Annotated in this window: 9 protein-coding genes; 8 read left to right on the top strand and 1 reads right to left on the bottom strand. The window is 41.4% G+C overall.

The window, feature by feature from the left end; all coding sequences use genetic code 11:
* Positions 1 to 135 precede the first annotated feature (135 nt).
* Together leuS and ACFIKU_RS01695 are read left to right on the top strand one after the other, a co-directional pair.
* Entirely contained in the window at positions 136 to 2,796 is a 2,661-nt protein-coding gene (leuS, locus tag ACFIKU_RS01700) for a leucine--tRNA ligase (protein WP_375641872.1), read from the top strand.
* Positions 2,783 to 3,397, top strand: coding sequence for a hypothetical protein (locus ACFIKU_RS01695; RefSeq protein ID WP_375641871.1), 615 nt, complete (start codon positions 2,783 to 2,785; stop codon positions 3,395 to 3,397). The genes leuS and ACFIKU_RS01695 overlap by 14 nt, the downstream gene beginning before the upstream one ends.
* Here the strand turns inward: ACFIKU_RS01695 and fsa are convergent.
* Complete coding sequence (gene fsa / locus ACFIKU_RS01690; RefSeq protein WP_375641870.1) at positions 3,394 to 4,047, bottom strand: fructose-6-phosphate aldolase; 654 nt, start codon at positions 4,045 to 4,047, stop codon at positions 3,394 to 3,396. The two genes, ACFIKU_RS01695 and fsa, sit on opposite strands and share 4 nt — an antisense overlap.
* Positions 4,048 to 5,186: 1,139 nt before the next feature.
* On the opposite strand from fsa, the gene ACFIKU_RS01685 reads away from it, so the two are divergent.
* From ACFIKU_RS01685 to atpC, 6 genes are all read left to right on the top strand, one after another.
* Positions 5,187 to 7,394 (top strand): primosomal protein N', encoded by a 2,208-nt coding sequence (locus ACFIKU_RS01685; RefSeq protein ID WP_375641869.1) that lies wholly within the window; start codon positions 5,187 to 5,189, stop codon positions 7,392 to 7,394.
* Between the two features lie 1,981 nt (positions 7,395 to 9,375).
* Positions 9,376 to 9,960 (top strand): ATP synthase F1 subunit delta, encoded by a 585-nt coding sequence (gene atpH / locus ACFIKU_RS01680; RefSeq protein WP_375656489.1) that lies wholly within the window; start codon positions 9,376 to 9,378, stop codon positions 9,958 to 9,960.
* On the top strand, positions 9,960 to 11,495 hold the full coding sequence (gene atpA / locus ACFIKU_RS01675) for a F0F1 ATP synthase subunit alpha (RefSeq protein WP_375641867.1): 1,536 nt from the start codon (positions 9,960 to 9,962) through the stop codon (positions 11,493 to 11,495). Before atpH ends, atpA begins: the two co-directional genes overlap by 1 nt.
* Before the next feature lie 20 nt (positions 11,496 to 11,515).
* A complete protein-coding gene (locus ACFIKU_RS01670) occupies positions 11,516 to 12,427 on the top strand; it encodes a F0F1 ATP synthase subunit gamma (protein WP_375656488.1) in 912 nt (303 codons plus the stop codon).
* 19 nt (positions 12,428 to 12,446) lie between these two features.
* Complete coding sequence (gene atpD, locus ACFIKU_RS01665; protein WP_375641865.1) at positions 12,447 to 14,093, top strand: F0F1 ATP synthase subunit beta; 1,647 nt, start codon at positions 12,447 to 12,449, stop codon at positions 14,091 to 14,093.
* A 105-nt stretch (positions 14,094 to 14,198) separates the two neighbouring features.
* Positions 14,199 to 14,615 carry an ATP synthase F1 subunit epsilon gene (gene atpC, locus ACFIKU_RS01660; protein WP_375641864.1) on the top strand — a complete coding sequence of 139 codons (417 nt, stop codon included), beginning with the start codon at positions 14,199 to 14,201 and terminating at the stop codon, positions 14,613 to 14,615.
* Positions 14,616 to 14,628 lie beyond the last annotated feature (13 nt).

Genomic DNA, 14,628 nt, shown 5'->3' with positions numbered 1-14,628 from the left:
TTGGTCGTTTTTTTAAAAGTTTTATAAAATACTTAGGGAAATATTTCACGAAAATGTTGACGATGAGCTTAATCCATGGTCAAGCATAATAAAACAAGTTTTTTGGTGCAGTTTTATTAAAAGAGTATAATGGGAATGACGATTGAACATTATAATATAGGCGAACGCTATAATCCACGTGCGAGAGAAAAAAAATGGCAAGAAATTTGGGATGAAAAGAAAATTTTTCAGACTGTTCAAGAAGATGCTCGTGAAAAATATTATGTTTTAGAAATGTTTCCTTATCCGTCAGGCCGCATTCACATGGGGCATGTGCGCAATTATGCCATGGGGGATGTGGTGGCACGCTATAAAAGGGCAAAGGGTTTTAATGTACTTCATCCTATGGGCTGGGATGCTTTTGGTATGCCGGCTGAAAATGCTGCTCTGCAAAGCAAAGTGCATCCTAAAACTTGGACTTATCAAAATATTGCTGTAATGCGCGGGCAATTAAAGCAATTAGGGCTCTCACTCGATTGGACGCGTGAATTTGCGACTTGTGATGTGGAGTATTACCATCGTCAACAAATGTTGTTCCTTGATTTTTATCAGAAGGGGTTGGTTGCGCGTAAAGTGGCTAAGGTGAATTGGGACCCTGTTGATCATACTGTTTTGGCAAATGAGCAGGTTGTTGATGGGCGGGGATGGCGTTCTGGTGCGTTGGTGGAACAACGTGAGTTGACGCAGTGGTTTTTCAAAATTAGCGACTTTAGTGAAGAGCTCTTGGCCGGGCTTGAAGAGCTGGAGCAATGGCCGGAAAAAGTTCGCACGATGCAAAAAAATTGGATTGGAAAATCGCAAGGTTTACTGATTCGTTGGGCTTTAAAGTCGATTGCGGATACTGATGATGCAAGTGGTGTTGATGATGTTTGTGAGACATTTGATGAGGTTGTTTGTTATTCAACACGTCCTGATACACTTTTTGGCGCTTCTTTTTTAGCTGTGTCTGTTGATCATCCTATTGCACAAGCTTTAGCAAAGAAAGATAAAGCGTTGAGTGCTTTTATCGAAAATTGTCGATGTGGTGGAACGACAACGGCAGCACTTGAAACAGCTGAAAAACAAGGATTTCTTACGCCCCTTTTGGCAGTTCATCCTTTTGATTCAACAGTACATATTCCTGTTTATATCGCGAATTTTGTGCTTATGGATTATGGAACAGGGGTTGTTTTTGGTTGTCCGGCTCATGATCAGAGAGATTTTGATTTTGCGCGTAAATATGATCTTCCAATAAAACCGGTGGTTTTGCCAAAAGGAAAGCAAGCAGAAGATTTTGTCATTGCTGAAACAGCTTATACGGGTGATGGTGTGATGATCAACTCCAGCTTTTTGGATGGTTTGACACCTCAACAAGCTTTTGAAGAAGCAGCCAAAAGGCTTGAAGAACAAATGCTCAATGGGCAACCGCAAGGGAAAAAAACAGTGCAATTTCGTTTGCGTGATTGGGGGATTTCGCGTCAACGTTATTGGGGGTGCCCCATTCCGATGATCCATTGTACATCTTGCGGCGTTGTCCCTGTACCACGGACTGATTTGCCAGTTGTGTTGCCTGATGATGTTACTTTTGATCAACCTGGAAATCCTCTTGCACGGCATGAAAGGTGGCAGAACGTTACTTGTCCTTCCTGTGGTCAACCTGCCAAACGTGAAACCGATACCATGGATACATTTGTTGACTCTTCTTGGTATTATGCACGCTTTACGGCTCCTTTTGCGCAGGAACCTGTTGACAAACAAGCAATCTCTGAATGGTTGCCTGTGCAACAATATATTGGTGGAATTGAGCATGCCATTCTTCATCTTCTTTATGCACGCTTTTTTATGCGTGCCATGAAATTGATCGGCCATGTGAGGGTTGATGAGCCTTTTAAGGGGCTTTTTACCCAAGGTATGGTGGTGCATGAAACCTATCGGGATGATCAAGGGTGGGTTTCTCCAGCAGAAATTTCCATTGTTGAAAAGGATGGAAAACGACAGGCTTACAAATTGACTGATCAAAGTGAAGTGATGATTGGTTCGATTGAAAAAATGTCGAAATCCAAAAAGAATGTCGTTGATCCTGATGATATTATCGCATCTTATGGCGCTGATACTGTGCGTTGGTTTGTGTTGTCAGATTCTCCCCCCGAGCGGGATGTTATCTGGACAGAATCTGGTGTTGAAGGAGCCCATCGCTTTGTACAGCGTGTTTGGCGCCATGTTGCTTTGAGTGCTTCTGTTTTAAAGGACGTGGCGCCTTGTGCAGGGCATCAGGGGGAAGCTTTGGAACTTTCAAAGGTCGCACATCGCACGCTTTGCGCTGTGGAAGATGATTTGGAAAAATTTGCTTTTAATCGGGCTATTGCACGCCTTTATGAATTCTTGAATATTATGGCACCGTTGCTCAACAAGATAGCAAGTGTTGACGATGAAATGAAAGCTTCTTTACGTCAAGCTATGGATTTTTTTCTTGCCATGATTGCACCGATGATGCCCCATTTAGCAGAAGAATGTCATGCTGCTTTAGGAGGAAAAACTTTAATGTCTGCGCTTGCTTGGCCTGTTTATGACAGCGCGTTAACCGTTGCGGAATGCTATACTTTGCCAGTACAAATTAATGGTAAAAAACGTGGTGAGGTGAGCGTTGCAGCAACAGCAAATGAAACGATGATTAAAGAGGCGGTTTTGGCGTTAGATTTTGTAAAGGCACAGCTGATTGAAAAGCCTGTGAAAAAAATCATTATTGTTCCACAAAGGATTGTGAATGTCGTTTTTTAAAAGTTTTATTCTTGTCGTTTTAGCGGGTATCTTCACATTGTTGTGTGGATGCAAAGTTGAACCGCTTTATCGTCAAGAGTTGCAGAGTGCAATGACAATGGATTCTGCTTCCTATGGGAATTCTGCTTCTTATGGGGATCCTGTTTCTGGGCAAGCTTCTTTGGGGCTTTCAGCAAAGCTTGCTTCTATTGTTGTGGAAGAGCCTTCAGATCGTTTTGGTCAAATGGTGCGCAATCATCTGCTGTTTCTTTTGTATGGAAATGGTGCTAAGCCTTCTCTACCGGCTTATCGATTGGCATTGCAGATATCTGTCTCTACAAGAGAATCTATGCAGATAGAGGTTGACTTCGAGAAAAAACGAAAAGGACGACCTTCTGTTGGAACTGTTATGAGCAAAGCTTCTTACACTTTGCAGGATATGAAAAATACTCTTGTTGCAAAAGGAACAGCAATGATGAATGCATCTTTTGAGCGACTTCGTCAAGAATATGCAACGCTGCAAGCAGAAGAGGATGCAAAAAAACGTGTTGCGGAAGAGTTGGCTGAACAGATTTTTTTGTTACTTTCAAAAGATCTTTCGAATAAAACTTCTAGCCATTAAGCAATATTTTGTCCTGTTTTTTTCCAGTCGTTGAGAAATGTTTGCAATCCTTTCTCAGTGAGAGGGTGTTTGACCAGTGCTTTTAAGATTGCTGGTGGAACTGTTGCAACGTCAGCACCACTGAGTGCTGCTTCTTTGACATGATTAACGGTGCGGATTGAAGCGGCCAAGATTTGTGTTTCAAAGTTATAGTTATCATAAATTGTGCGAATTTCATGAAGCAGTTCACTTCCATCATTTCCGCAATCATCTAGTCTACCAATAAAAGGCGAAACAAATGTCGCGCCTGCTTTGGCTGCAAGTAAGGCTTGATTGGCAGAAAAACAAAGGGTGAGATTTGTTTTTAGTCCTTCTGCTGTAAGGGCTTTACAGGCTTTTAAACCATCGAGTGTTAAAGGAAGCTTGATACAAATATTGTCGGCAATCTTTGCTAAAACAGCCGCTTCTTTCATCATGCTTTCAAATTCCGTTGCTGCAACTTCAGCAGAAACAGGTCCGCTAATGAGAGCACAAATTTCTTTTGTAACATCAAGAATATTGCGTCCTGATTTTAGGATAAGAGAGGGATTGGTGGTGACACCATCAACAAGGCTTAAATTCTGTAACTCTTGGATTTCTTCAATATTGGCGCTATCCACAAAAAACTTCATCTCTAACCTCTTCTTGTTAGCTTTTATCCTATTTTTTGTTATGCGCTATTGTTGACTGCAAAAGCAAGAGAAAGAATTAATCTCTGTGTCAAAGAACAAGAATGCTATGGTGTTAACCATGTACCTGTTTGTAGTAAAGCAATATGATTCATTGTTTCCACACCCATTTTGTAGCGTTGCTCATGAAAGATATAGGACTCATTGTGTACAAACATTTTTGTGTATTGGCATCTTTGCGTAGCGGTATTTTTATACTTATGAAAATAAGCTAGCATTATCACATTCTTTGCTCATTTCCTATTTGCGATTGCTCTTGATATTTGAGAGTGCATCATAAGATCCCTTCCTTTTTCAGGAAGTAGGTTTAACCTCATTTTTAATAGAAGCGAATGGATTTATTTTATGGTAAAACACCATTGAAGAAGGCATGTAAAATTTTACACATGAAGTGTTTTTTATGGTCAATACATTGATTTATTCTGTGTTCCCCATTCTTCAACAATACGCTTTTGTGCTGCTTGTATTGTTGCTTGATTCTCAATCAAGCTGAAAGATGTATACACGTGTTTCCACGTTTTGGCACAAAGCCAAGGTGAATATTGTAAAGGTTCCATTTGCAATACTATTCTTCCTGTAATTCAAATCATGGGATACTCTCTCATCAATAAGGATTTACAAATGTTCCTCGATGAGTTTGAAATGAGAAAATTCACTGTATTGAGGGTTTTTTATTACAATAGGTAAAATGATGATTATATCTTTATAAATCAGTTTGTTGAAGATAAATTGAGATATGATGCGGTAAAAAAACAAACGTGTGTGTTGGGAAGAAGTCATAACTATGGGATCGCTTTGTTGAAGAGCGCACTGACGATATCATGTTTAATGCGTATAGTGATGAGCTTTATTTGCACAGAAGAATGGCGCTGTTTTTTTGCTATAGAGTTTTTTGTTATAGAGGATAAGATTGGTTCTTTTATTGACACTTTGGTAGAGGGGATGAGTGTTAAAAAGAATTCTTGTGAGAGAAGTGTTATGATAGAGGGAAGAGATTGAATTCTGCAATGAATCTTATAAGAGTTTTTAAAGATAAGGTATAGACCTGTTGGTGTTCAAGAGGTCGTAGATTGGTTTAAAAGATGCATTCAAACGTGATAGAGGAAAAGATTGTATCCGTATTGGTTCCTCTTCCTGTTGCTCACGCTTATAGTTATAAAGTTCCCTCTTCTATGGAAGTGAATGTTGGTTCCTTTGTTCGAGTTCCGGTGATGGGGCGTGAGCTTTGCGGTTTTGTTGTGGATGTTGGAGAGAAGACAGCAGATGGGCAAAGGTCTGGTTCGGTGGCGCGTGAAAAATTACGCTCTCTGCTTCATGTTTTTGATTGCCCCCCCTTAAAGGCAGAAATGATCACATTTTTGCGTTTTGTTAGTCGCTATACAATGGCGCCTTTTGGTCTTATGGCGCGATTGGTTTTGTCTGTACCGGCTGCTTTAGAGCCGGAAGCGCAGATGCTGGGTTTGCGATATTGTGGTGGAAATGTAGAACGTCTCACACCAGCGCGATCACGGGTTTTGGAATTGGTGCGTAATGAGAAGATATGGACACGTTCTGGTCTGGCACATGCGGCTGGAACTTCGGTTTCTGTTGTTGAAGGTTTAAAAGCGCTAGGGGTTTTTGAAGATGTTATAGTTCCTGCTCCTGATCTTGTGGCAATGCCTGATCCTGACTTTTGTCCTCCTCAGTTGCAGGGAGCGCAAAATGAAGCAGCAACAATGTTGCGAGAAGGTGTTGTATCTTCTCAATTTCAAGTTTTTTTGCTTGATGGTGTTACGGGATCAGGAAAGACAGAGGTTTATTTTGAAGCGGTCGCTCAAGCCTTCAAAGGGGGTAGCCAAGTTTTAATTTTATTACCGGAAATTGCTTTAACACAGCAGTTTTTAGATCGTTTTTATGCACGCTTTGGAGCTGCGGCAGCAGAATGGCATTCTGATTTGACGCCACGACGTAGAGAACGCGTCTGGCGGCAAGTTGCAGAAGGGCGGGTGCGTGTTGTTGCGGGGGCTCGTTCAGCGCTTTTTCTTCCCTTTCATGAGCTTGGCTTGATTGTTGTCGATGAAGAACATGATAGCGCTTATAAACAAGAAGAGCGCATTTTTTATCATGCGCGTGATATGGCTGTTGCACGGGGCTCTTTTGAACATTTTCCTGTTATTTTATCTTCAGCTACACCGTCGATTGAAAGCCAAGCCAATGTTTTAAAAGGGCGTTATCAAAAGGTGCATTTACCTTCCCGTTTTAAAGAAGTAGCACTGCCACAGTTGCGGGTGGTTGATATGCGCCAAGGAGGGGTGCAAAAGGGGCGCTTTATTTCCTTTGCTCTTGAAAGGGCTTTAAAACAAACGCTTGAAAAGGGCGAACAAGCTCTTCTTTTTCTTAATCGTCGTGGTTATGCACCTTTAACTTTATGCCGAATTTGCGGACATCGTTTTCATTGTACCGATTGTTCAAGTTGGTTGGTAGAACATCGTGCGCAAGGGCAACTGAAATGTCATCATTGTGGATATCATGAACCACTTCCTCAAGCCTGTCCTGAATGTGGGACATTAGATCATCTCGTGGCTTGTGGACCGGGTGTGGAAAGAATTGCAGAAGAAACACAAATGCTTTTTCCTCAAGCGCGATCATTGATTCTTTCAACAGATCTCAAAGGGGGGATTGGGCAATTGCGAAGCGAATTACAAGCCATTGCAAATGGCGATGTGGACATTATTATTGGAACACAGTTGGTTGCTAAAGGACATCATTTTCCAAAGCTCTCTCTGGTTGGCGTTATTGATGCTGATCTTGGTCTTGCCAATGGTGATTTACGCGCAAGTGAACGTACCTACCAGCTGCTTTCTCAAGTTACCGGAAGAGCAGGGCGTGTGGGATTGGAAAGTTTAGGATTATTGCAAACTTATCAACCAGAGCATCCGGTCATCAAAGCCTTACTTTCATGCCAGCCAGAAGATTTTTACACACGTGAGATTGCAGCGCGTCAGCATTATCATTTGCCCCCCTATGGGCGGCTTGCCTCTTTGATTGTCTCTGCACAACAGCGCCAAGCAGCAGAACATTATGCGCGCGCATTGCGTCAAGCAGCGCCACGGGAGAAAAATATCTCGGTTATGGGACCAGCAGAAGCGCCTTTGGCTTTGGTTCGGGGGCGTTATCGTTTTCGGCTTTTGCTGCAAGGACAGCGCTCTTTTGATATACAAGGGTTTATACGTGCAATGCTTAGTGGTACACCCAAAATGCCCAGTTCTGTTCGGGTTCAAATTGATATTGATCCGCAAAGTTTTTTCTAAAACCAGTATCGCATAAAGTGAAGGTCTCTTTACTTAAGATGCTTTACTTTAATATTATCTTATTCAGAATAAGCATCCTAGCAGCAGAATATGATACATGTGCATTGCATTAAGCAGAGCCATAGGAAAAAATATCTTTATTATGAAACCAGCAGAAGCGCTTCTCTTATTTGAGGGCGCTATCATTTCGGCTTTTACTCCTTTTTTGTGTTAGGGCAGTATCCTTTTGATAGGCGGATTATAGGTTATAAAGGCGGATTATAGGGGCTGAAAATGCTTAGCGGTACACCCCAAAATATCCAATTTTATACGGGTTCAAATTGATATTGATCTATGCTTTTTCTAAAATCAGTGCACTATAATGCCATATAAAGTGAAGCTACGTGGGCTTAATGAAAGTCGTGTTTTTCATGTGGTTTGATCTTAAAACCTTAAGAAGCAGCGTTCATAAGATGTATCAGCGCTGTGCGAGTCGCACCTGCTTTTGTATGCTAGATTAAGGCGAGAGTATTGCATATATCTATTTTATTTATCTTTGACGAGAATGCAGATTCATTTGGGAGCGTAAAGGTTAAAATGCGTATTCATCGTTGTCGTCCTTATTTATGGCTCTAGAATTTTCAAAAGCGCCCATAATTATAATTTTTATAAATAATAAATATTGATTTATAATGATAATATGCTGTTATTCATATTAGAATCTCAACTATTGTAGGATTCACTTATTTCAAATCTGGTTATATTAATCTATCAAAACCATTCGTTTGCATGTTACAGATAGGAGAGCCTGTGTCGAGTGAAACTATACAAGATAGGACTAAAATTCTTAATCATCTCAAGTGTTAAGGGTTGTCGTAAAATTGGGAGATGGCAAAGTATGTGATAGTGCTGGCTTGTTCTTTCATAAGTGTAAAGATGGGGCTGCTTAATGAGGTTACTATTATAGCATTCATGGGCGCTGTCGTGAAATAGAGATTATCCATTTTTTCATTCTTTTGTTACTTTCGTTCTCTAATGGGGGCACATTTTTCATGTAAAGCAGAACGCCCAAAACGGAAATTACCGAACATCTATTGTATTACTATATTCATATGCTTGTTTAAGCAAATGTTTCTCAGCATGCTCGAATTCATTTTACGATGTTTCTCGAGTGTGGAATATAAAAGCTTTTATGAATGAAAACAACGCGTTAAGGATCACTATCTTTATTTTATAAAGGTATCAAATGGCGCTATTTATTATAAAGCTTTTAGGATTACTAAAGCTTTTGGTACTTGAGAGCGTTTATACGAGGTGTTTTTTTCTTTAATCATTTTCTTTTTTGTTTGTGATGGAGCAAGAGAGTGATTTTGATAGAAAGATTTGAAATAAGAGAATCTTTCGATGTGTGGGGCTCATCTGGTATGAAAAATGATATATTATCATTATAAATCAATGCGTTGTATATTTAAAGAGTGTGTTTACAAGAAAATACACTTGGTGAAATTTTTGAAAAGGAGTGGGTATTTGAAGAGAAAAGATCAATTTTTTCTTTAATTTTCAGTAGGATATTCATCACTTTTTCTTTCTTATCAGTTTGCAATAATAGATTTTTTCAGTCGCATTCGTATCTCGTTAAAGGTTTTGTGATGATAAAGGGAGTGTTTTTTAGAGAAGAAGTGTTTTGTTATGGTGGCAAGAGCGTTTGAAGCAAAATCAAAGAGAGTGAAAAAATCGCTCAGAGAATGTCAAAAAGAGGCATAAAAAACTATGATGCCATCCTGTATATCTAAAAAAAATTCTTTTCAAAAATATTTTGAATATTTTATTAAAATTTTTAAAAAGCAGCGATTTGTGGTGTTGCGAGTCGGCTATGTCTATGCTAGAAACCAAGTGATTTTTGTTCTAGGTTTTAAGAAGAAGATTCTTAAGATTGAGAATGTCTGTTTCATTTCATCTGATAACTATCAGAGAGTCGCTCAAGGGAAAGAGGCGGTATTTCGTGTCGGATTCATTTTCTCTCATACCGCTGCCGTTGGTAGATCAACGCTATGCGCAAGCGCTTTTTGATTGCGTTCAAGAAGCCGGAAACATTGAAAAGATTGAAAAGGCAGTGGAAGATCTTTTGCTTGTTTTGGAGCAAAATAAAGATTTAAAACGCTTTGTGCTTAGTCCATTCTTTTCAGTTAAAGAGCAAGTTAAGGTGATGCAAACTGTTTGTGCAAACATCAAATTTGCTGATAAAAACGCAGGGCAGGTTATTGGTGATTTTTTACGCGTTGTTGCAATAAATCGTAGGCTTAGTGCCGTATTTGGTATTTTACATGCTTTCCAGCGTTGTGTTGCGCGCGCTCGTAGGCAGGTTACTGCGCAAATTGTTTCTGCGCGCCCCTTAAGTTCTCAACAAAAACAAGAGTTGTGTGAGGCTTTGGAAGGTGTCGTTGGGGGAAAGGTTTTGCTACACATCATTGTGAATCCAACAATTCTTGGTGGATTAATCGTTCGTGTGGGGTCGTCTCAAATTGATACGTCACTTCTCACAAAATTGTCTTCGCTTAAGCTTGCATTGAAAAAAGAGGTCAGCTGATGGATATTAGACCATCTGAAATTTCAAAAATTCTAAAAGAGCAAATCAAAAACTTTGACCAAAAGGCTGAGGTTTCAGAAATTGGTTGGGTTCTCTCTGTGGGGGATGGTATTGCTCGCGTTTATGGTTTGGATAATGTCCAAGCAGGGGAAATGGTCGCCTTTCCAAACGGTGTGCGGGGTATGGCCCTCAATTTGGAAGTTGATAATGTTGGTGTGGTCATTTTTGGCTCAGATCGTGATATTCGTGAAGGTGATTGTGTAAAGCGATTGGGCACTATCGTCGATGTTCCTGTGGGTCCCGCTTTGCTCGGGCGTGTGGTTGATGCGTTGGGAAACCCTATAGATGGTAAGGGGCCCATTAAAGCAACAGAGCGTCGTCGTGTTGATGTTAAGGCTCCTGGAATTATTCCGCGTCAGTCTGTGCATGAACCGATGTCGACCGGATTGAAAGCGATTGACGCACTCATCCCTATTGGACGGGGGCAACGTGAATTGGTGATTGGTGATCGCCAAACAGGAAAAACCGCAATTTTGCTTGATACATTTTTAAACCAAAAACCTTTTCATGAAAAAGGAGCTGGACGAGAGCAAGACAAAGTTTATTGTATTTATGTGGCTATCGGTCAAAAACGTTCGACGGTGGCACAATTCGTTAAAGTTTTAGAAGAACGTGGAGCGCTGGAATATTCTATTATTGTTGCAGCGACCGCTTCTGATCCAGCACCACTGCAATTTATTGCACCTCTTGCTGGATGTGCTATAGGTGAGTATTTCCGTGATAATGGGCAACATGCTTTGATCGGTTATGATGACTTGTCAAAACAGGCGGTGGCCTATCGTCAAATGTCTCTTTTGTTGCGTCGTCCTCCAGGTCGTGAAGCTTATCCGGGAGACGTTTTCTATCTGCATTCGCGTCTTTTAGAGCGAGCTGCGAAGTTGAATGCGGAAAATGGATCTGGGTCGTTGACAGCTTTGCCGGTTATTGAAACGCAAGCCAATGATGTTTCTGCCTATATTCCTACAAATGTGATTTCGATTACGGATGGGCAAATTTTTCTAGAGACTAATTTGTTTTATCAAGGAATTCGTCCTGCTGTAAATGTTGGTCTTTCTGTGTCGCGTGTTGGTTCTGCCGCACAAATTAAGGCGATGAAGCAAGTTGCTGGCTCGATTAAAGGTGAATTGGCACAATATCGTGAAATGGCAGCTTTTGCACAGTTTGGTTCTGATTTGGATGCGTCAACCCAGCGTCTGTTGAATCGGGGTGCACGCTTGACAGAGCTGTTGAAGCAGCCACAATTTTCTCCACTCAAAACAGAAGAACAAGTAGTGGTTATTTTCGCGGGTGTGAATGGCTATCTTGATGCTTTGGCGGTTTCTGATGTTGCGCGGTTTGAGCAGGGACTTTTGGTGCTTTTGCGGAGTGATTATCAAGATCTCTTAAAGGCAATTGCTGAGCAAAAGCAAATAACAGATGAGCTGAAAGATAAGTTGATAACTGTTCTTGATACTTATGCGAAAAATTTCTCGTGATGAATTGATGGAATGCTTGAATGGCCTCACTAAAAGATCTTAGAGACCGTATCGCTTCGGTTAAAGCAACACAAAAGATTACCAAAGCCATGCAGATGGTTGCAGCGGCAAGGTTGCATCGTGCGCAAGAGGCAGCGCAGTCTGCGCGTCCTTATGCGAAGAAGATGGCTGATATTTTGACCAGTGTTGCTGCTAATGTAGATGGTGTTGATGCGCCTGCTCTTATGCGTGGTACGGGGCGAGATGATGTGCATCTCTTGGTGGTGTGTACTGCTGAGCGTGGTTTGTGTGGTGCTTTTAATGTGCAAATTGCTCGTTGTGCACGTGAACAGATTAAAGCATTGTTGGCGGCTGATAAAATAGTAAAAATTATCACTGTGGGCAAAAAAGGTGCGGATATTTTATCGCGTGATTACAAAGGCTTGATAATTGATCATATCGATTTGCATGCTGTAAAGCGAATTGGTTTTGCAGAGGCGGTGATGATTAGTCAACGGATTGTTGATTTATTCAATGAAGGCGCTTTCGATGTCTGTACGCTGTTTTATTCTGAATTTATTTCTGTGATTAATCAGCGTCCAACAGCTTTTGGCTTGATTCCGATGATTGCTCCAAAAGCAGCTGTTGAGGCACTCGATGTTGAGGAGCAAACTGATCATAGTAAAGGTTCACAATCAATTGTTTATGAGTATGAACCTGATGCGGCTTCTCTTTTAGAGGCGCTTGTGCCACGCAATCTTTCGGTGCAAATCTTTCGGGCTTTGCTAGAAAATATTGCTGGTGAGATGGGCGCAAAGATGACAGCTATGGACAATGCATCGCGCAATGCAGGTGAAATGATTAATAAATTGACGGTAGCTTATAATCGTCAACGTCAGGCACAGATTACGACAGAATTGATCGAAATTATTGCGGGCGCTGAAGCGCTTTAAATGGAAAAGGTAAAGATTGATGGTAAAAGCAGTAACCTCAAGCAAAGGAACAGAAAAAGGTGCAAAAAAGAAACCAGCTGCTCGTTCCAGCGTGAAAAAAGCCGCTTCGAAATCTCAAGTGGATGTAACGGCTTCAGCGGATGTAAAGGCTTCCTCTGCGTTTGCGCGTAGTGCAGCTAAAAATACACCTGTAAAAAAAGAGACATCTGCAAAAAAAGAAGAGCGTGCAAAAGGCGCTGTTGGTGAGATCAAGCAGGTTATTGGTGCTGTCGTTGATGTGCAATTTGAAGGTGAATTGCCAAATATTCTCAACGCTTTGGAAACAGAGAATTTAGGCAATCGCTTGGTATTAGAAGTTGCGCAGCACTTGGGTGAAAATACCGTGCGTACGATTGCTATGGATACCACTGATGGTTTGATGCGGGGCCAAAAGGTTGTGGATACAGGCACGCAAATTAGCGTTCCTGTAGGAGAAGCAACGTTGGGACGTATTATGAATGTGATTGGGGAACCGGTGGATAATGTGGGACCAATCGCTTCAACCAAAACACGTTCTATTCACCAAGAGGCACCTCCATATGTTGAGCAATCGACAGTTTCGGAAATTCTCGTCACCGGTATTAAAGTTGTGGATTTGTTAGCCCCTTATTCTAAAGGGGGTAAAATTGGCTTGTTTGGTGGTGCTGGTGTTGGAAAAACCGTTCTCATTATGGAGCTTATAAACAATATTGCAAAGGCACATGGTGGCTATTCTGTATTTGCTGGTGTGGGAGAACGTACACGTGAAGGAAATGATCTTTATTATGAAATGATCGAGAGCCGCGTGAATGTGAATCCAAAAGAGAATAATGGTTCAACGGAAGGGTCAAAGTGTGCCCTTGTTTACGGGCAAATGAATGAACCACCAGGAGCGCGTGCGCGTGTGGCTCTTTCAGGATTGACAATTGCAGAAAGTTTCCGTGATGAAGGACAAGATGTTCTCTTCTTTGTGGATAATATTTTCCGTTTCACGCAAGCAGGAGCTGAGGTATCGGCTCTTTTAGGGCGTATTCCTTCTGCTGTTGGGTATCAGCCTACCTTGGCAACGGATATGGGGGCGCTGCAAGAACGTATTACCAGTACAAAAACAGGCTCTATTACTTCCGTTCAGGCAATTTATGTTCCTGCTGATGACTTGACGGATCCGGCGCCGGCAGCGTCTTTTGCTCATTTGGATGCAACAACAGTTCTTTCGCGCTCTATTGCGGAAAAGGGAATTTATCCGGCGGTTGATCCGCTTGATTCTTTCTCGCGTATGTTAGATCCATTGATTGTGGGGGAAGAGCATTATACAGTTGCTTGTCAAGTGCAAACCATTTTACAACGTTATAGAGCGCTTCAGGATATTATTGCTATTCTTGGAATGGATGAACTTTCTGAAGATGACAAATTGCTGGTGGGGCGGGCGCGTAAAATTGAACGTTTCCTTTCGCAACCTTTCCATGTTGCGGAAGCCTTTACTGGTTCGCCGGGGAAACTCGTTCCTTTAGAAGAGACAATCAAAGGCTTTAAAGGTCTTTGTGCTGGCGATTATGATGATTTGCCAGAAGCTGCTTTTTATATGGTTGGTTCGATTGATGAAGCACTTGAAAAAGGAAAGCGTCTCATGGCAGAGGCTTCTAAGTAAGAAGCTTCTTATTCAAGAGAAAACTGTCATGGGTATTTTTCGTTAAAAAGGACAAGTCGTTGAAGAAAACAGAGAGTCCTTATATCGGGTATTGTGGAGACTTTTGTGGAAAACAATAGAGAAGAGCATTTTTTATTTGAGCTTATATCGCCTGAAAAAATTGTGTTTTCAGAGCAGGTAGTGTCTGTTGTTCTTCCTTCAGCCTCAGGTTATTTGACAGTTATGGCGCATCATGCGCCATTGGTGGCAAGTATTGTGTTGGGCAGTGTTCGTGTTCGCACCTCTTTGGGTGAAAAATTATTTGCTGTATGCGGGGGCGTTGCAAGTATTACCGTTTCGGGCTGCTCTTTATTGGTAGAGCGCGTTGTGGCTGTAGAGCATCTTTCTTTTGATGTATTAGAACAGCAGATTTTACAGATTCAAGCGATGTTAGAAGGAGGGACAAGTGATGAGGACAATCATAAAATAGAGTCTTTTTTCCAGCAGTTGTCAGCTGATGGTGCTGTATTGATAGAAGCGTAGCAGAGTATACAGG

It is taken from the genome of Bartonella sp. CM120XJJH (genome assembly GCF_042194715.1).
Classification (GTDB): Bacteria; Pseudomonadota; Alphaproteobacteria; order Rhizobiales; family Rhizobiaceae; genus Bartonella.
Note: the sequence above shows the minus strand (reverse complement) of the source record. Positions and strands in the feature narration are given on the sequence as shown.

Bases quoted from the DNA above. Each gene is read 5' to 3' on its own strand.
- leuS (WP_375641872.1), top strand. From the start codon at position 136: ATGACGATTGAACATTATAATATAGGCGAACGCTATAATCCACGTGCG.
- ACFIKU_RS01695 (WP_375641871.1), top strand. From the start codon at position 2,783: ATGTCGTTTTTTAAAAGTTTTATTCTTGTCGTTTTAGCGGGTATCTTC.
- fsa (WP_375641870.1), bottom strand. From the start codon at position 4,047: ATGAAGTTTTTTGTGGATAGCGCCAATATTGAAGAAATCCAAGAGTTA.
- ACFIKU_RS01685 (WP_375641869.1), top strand. From the start codon at position 5,187: ATGCATTCAAACGTGATAGAGGAAAAGATTGTATCCGTATTGGTTCCT.
- atpA (WP_375641867.1), top strand. From the start codon at position 9,960: ATGGATATTAGACCATCTGAAATTTCAAAAATTCTAAAAGAGCAAATC.
- ACFIKU_RS01670 (WP_375656488.1), top strand. From the start codon at position 11,516: ATGGCCTCACTAAAAGATCTTAGAGACCGTATCGCTTCGGTTAAAGCA.
- atpD (WP_375641865.1), top strand. From the start codon at position 12,447: ATGGTAAAAGCAGTAACCTCAAGCAAAGGAACAGAAAAAGGTGCAAAA.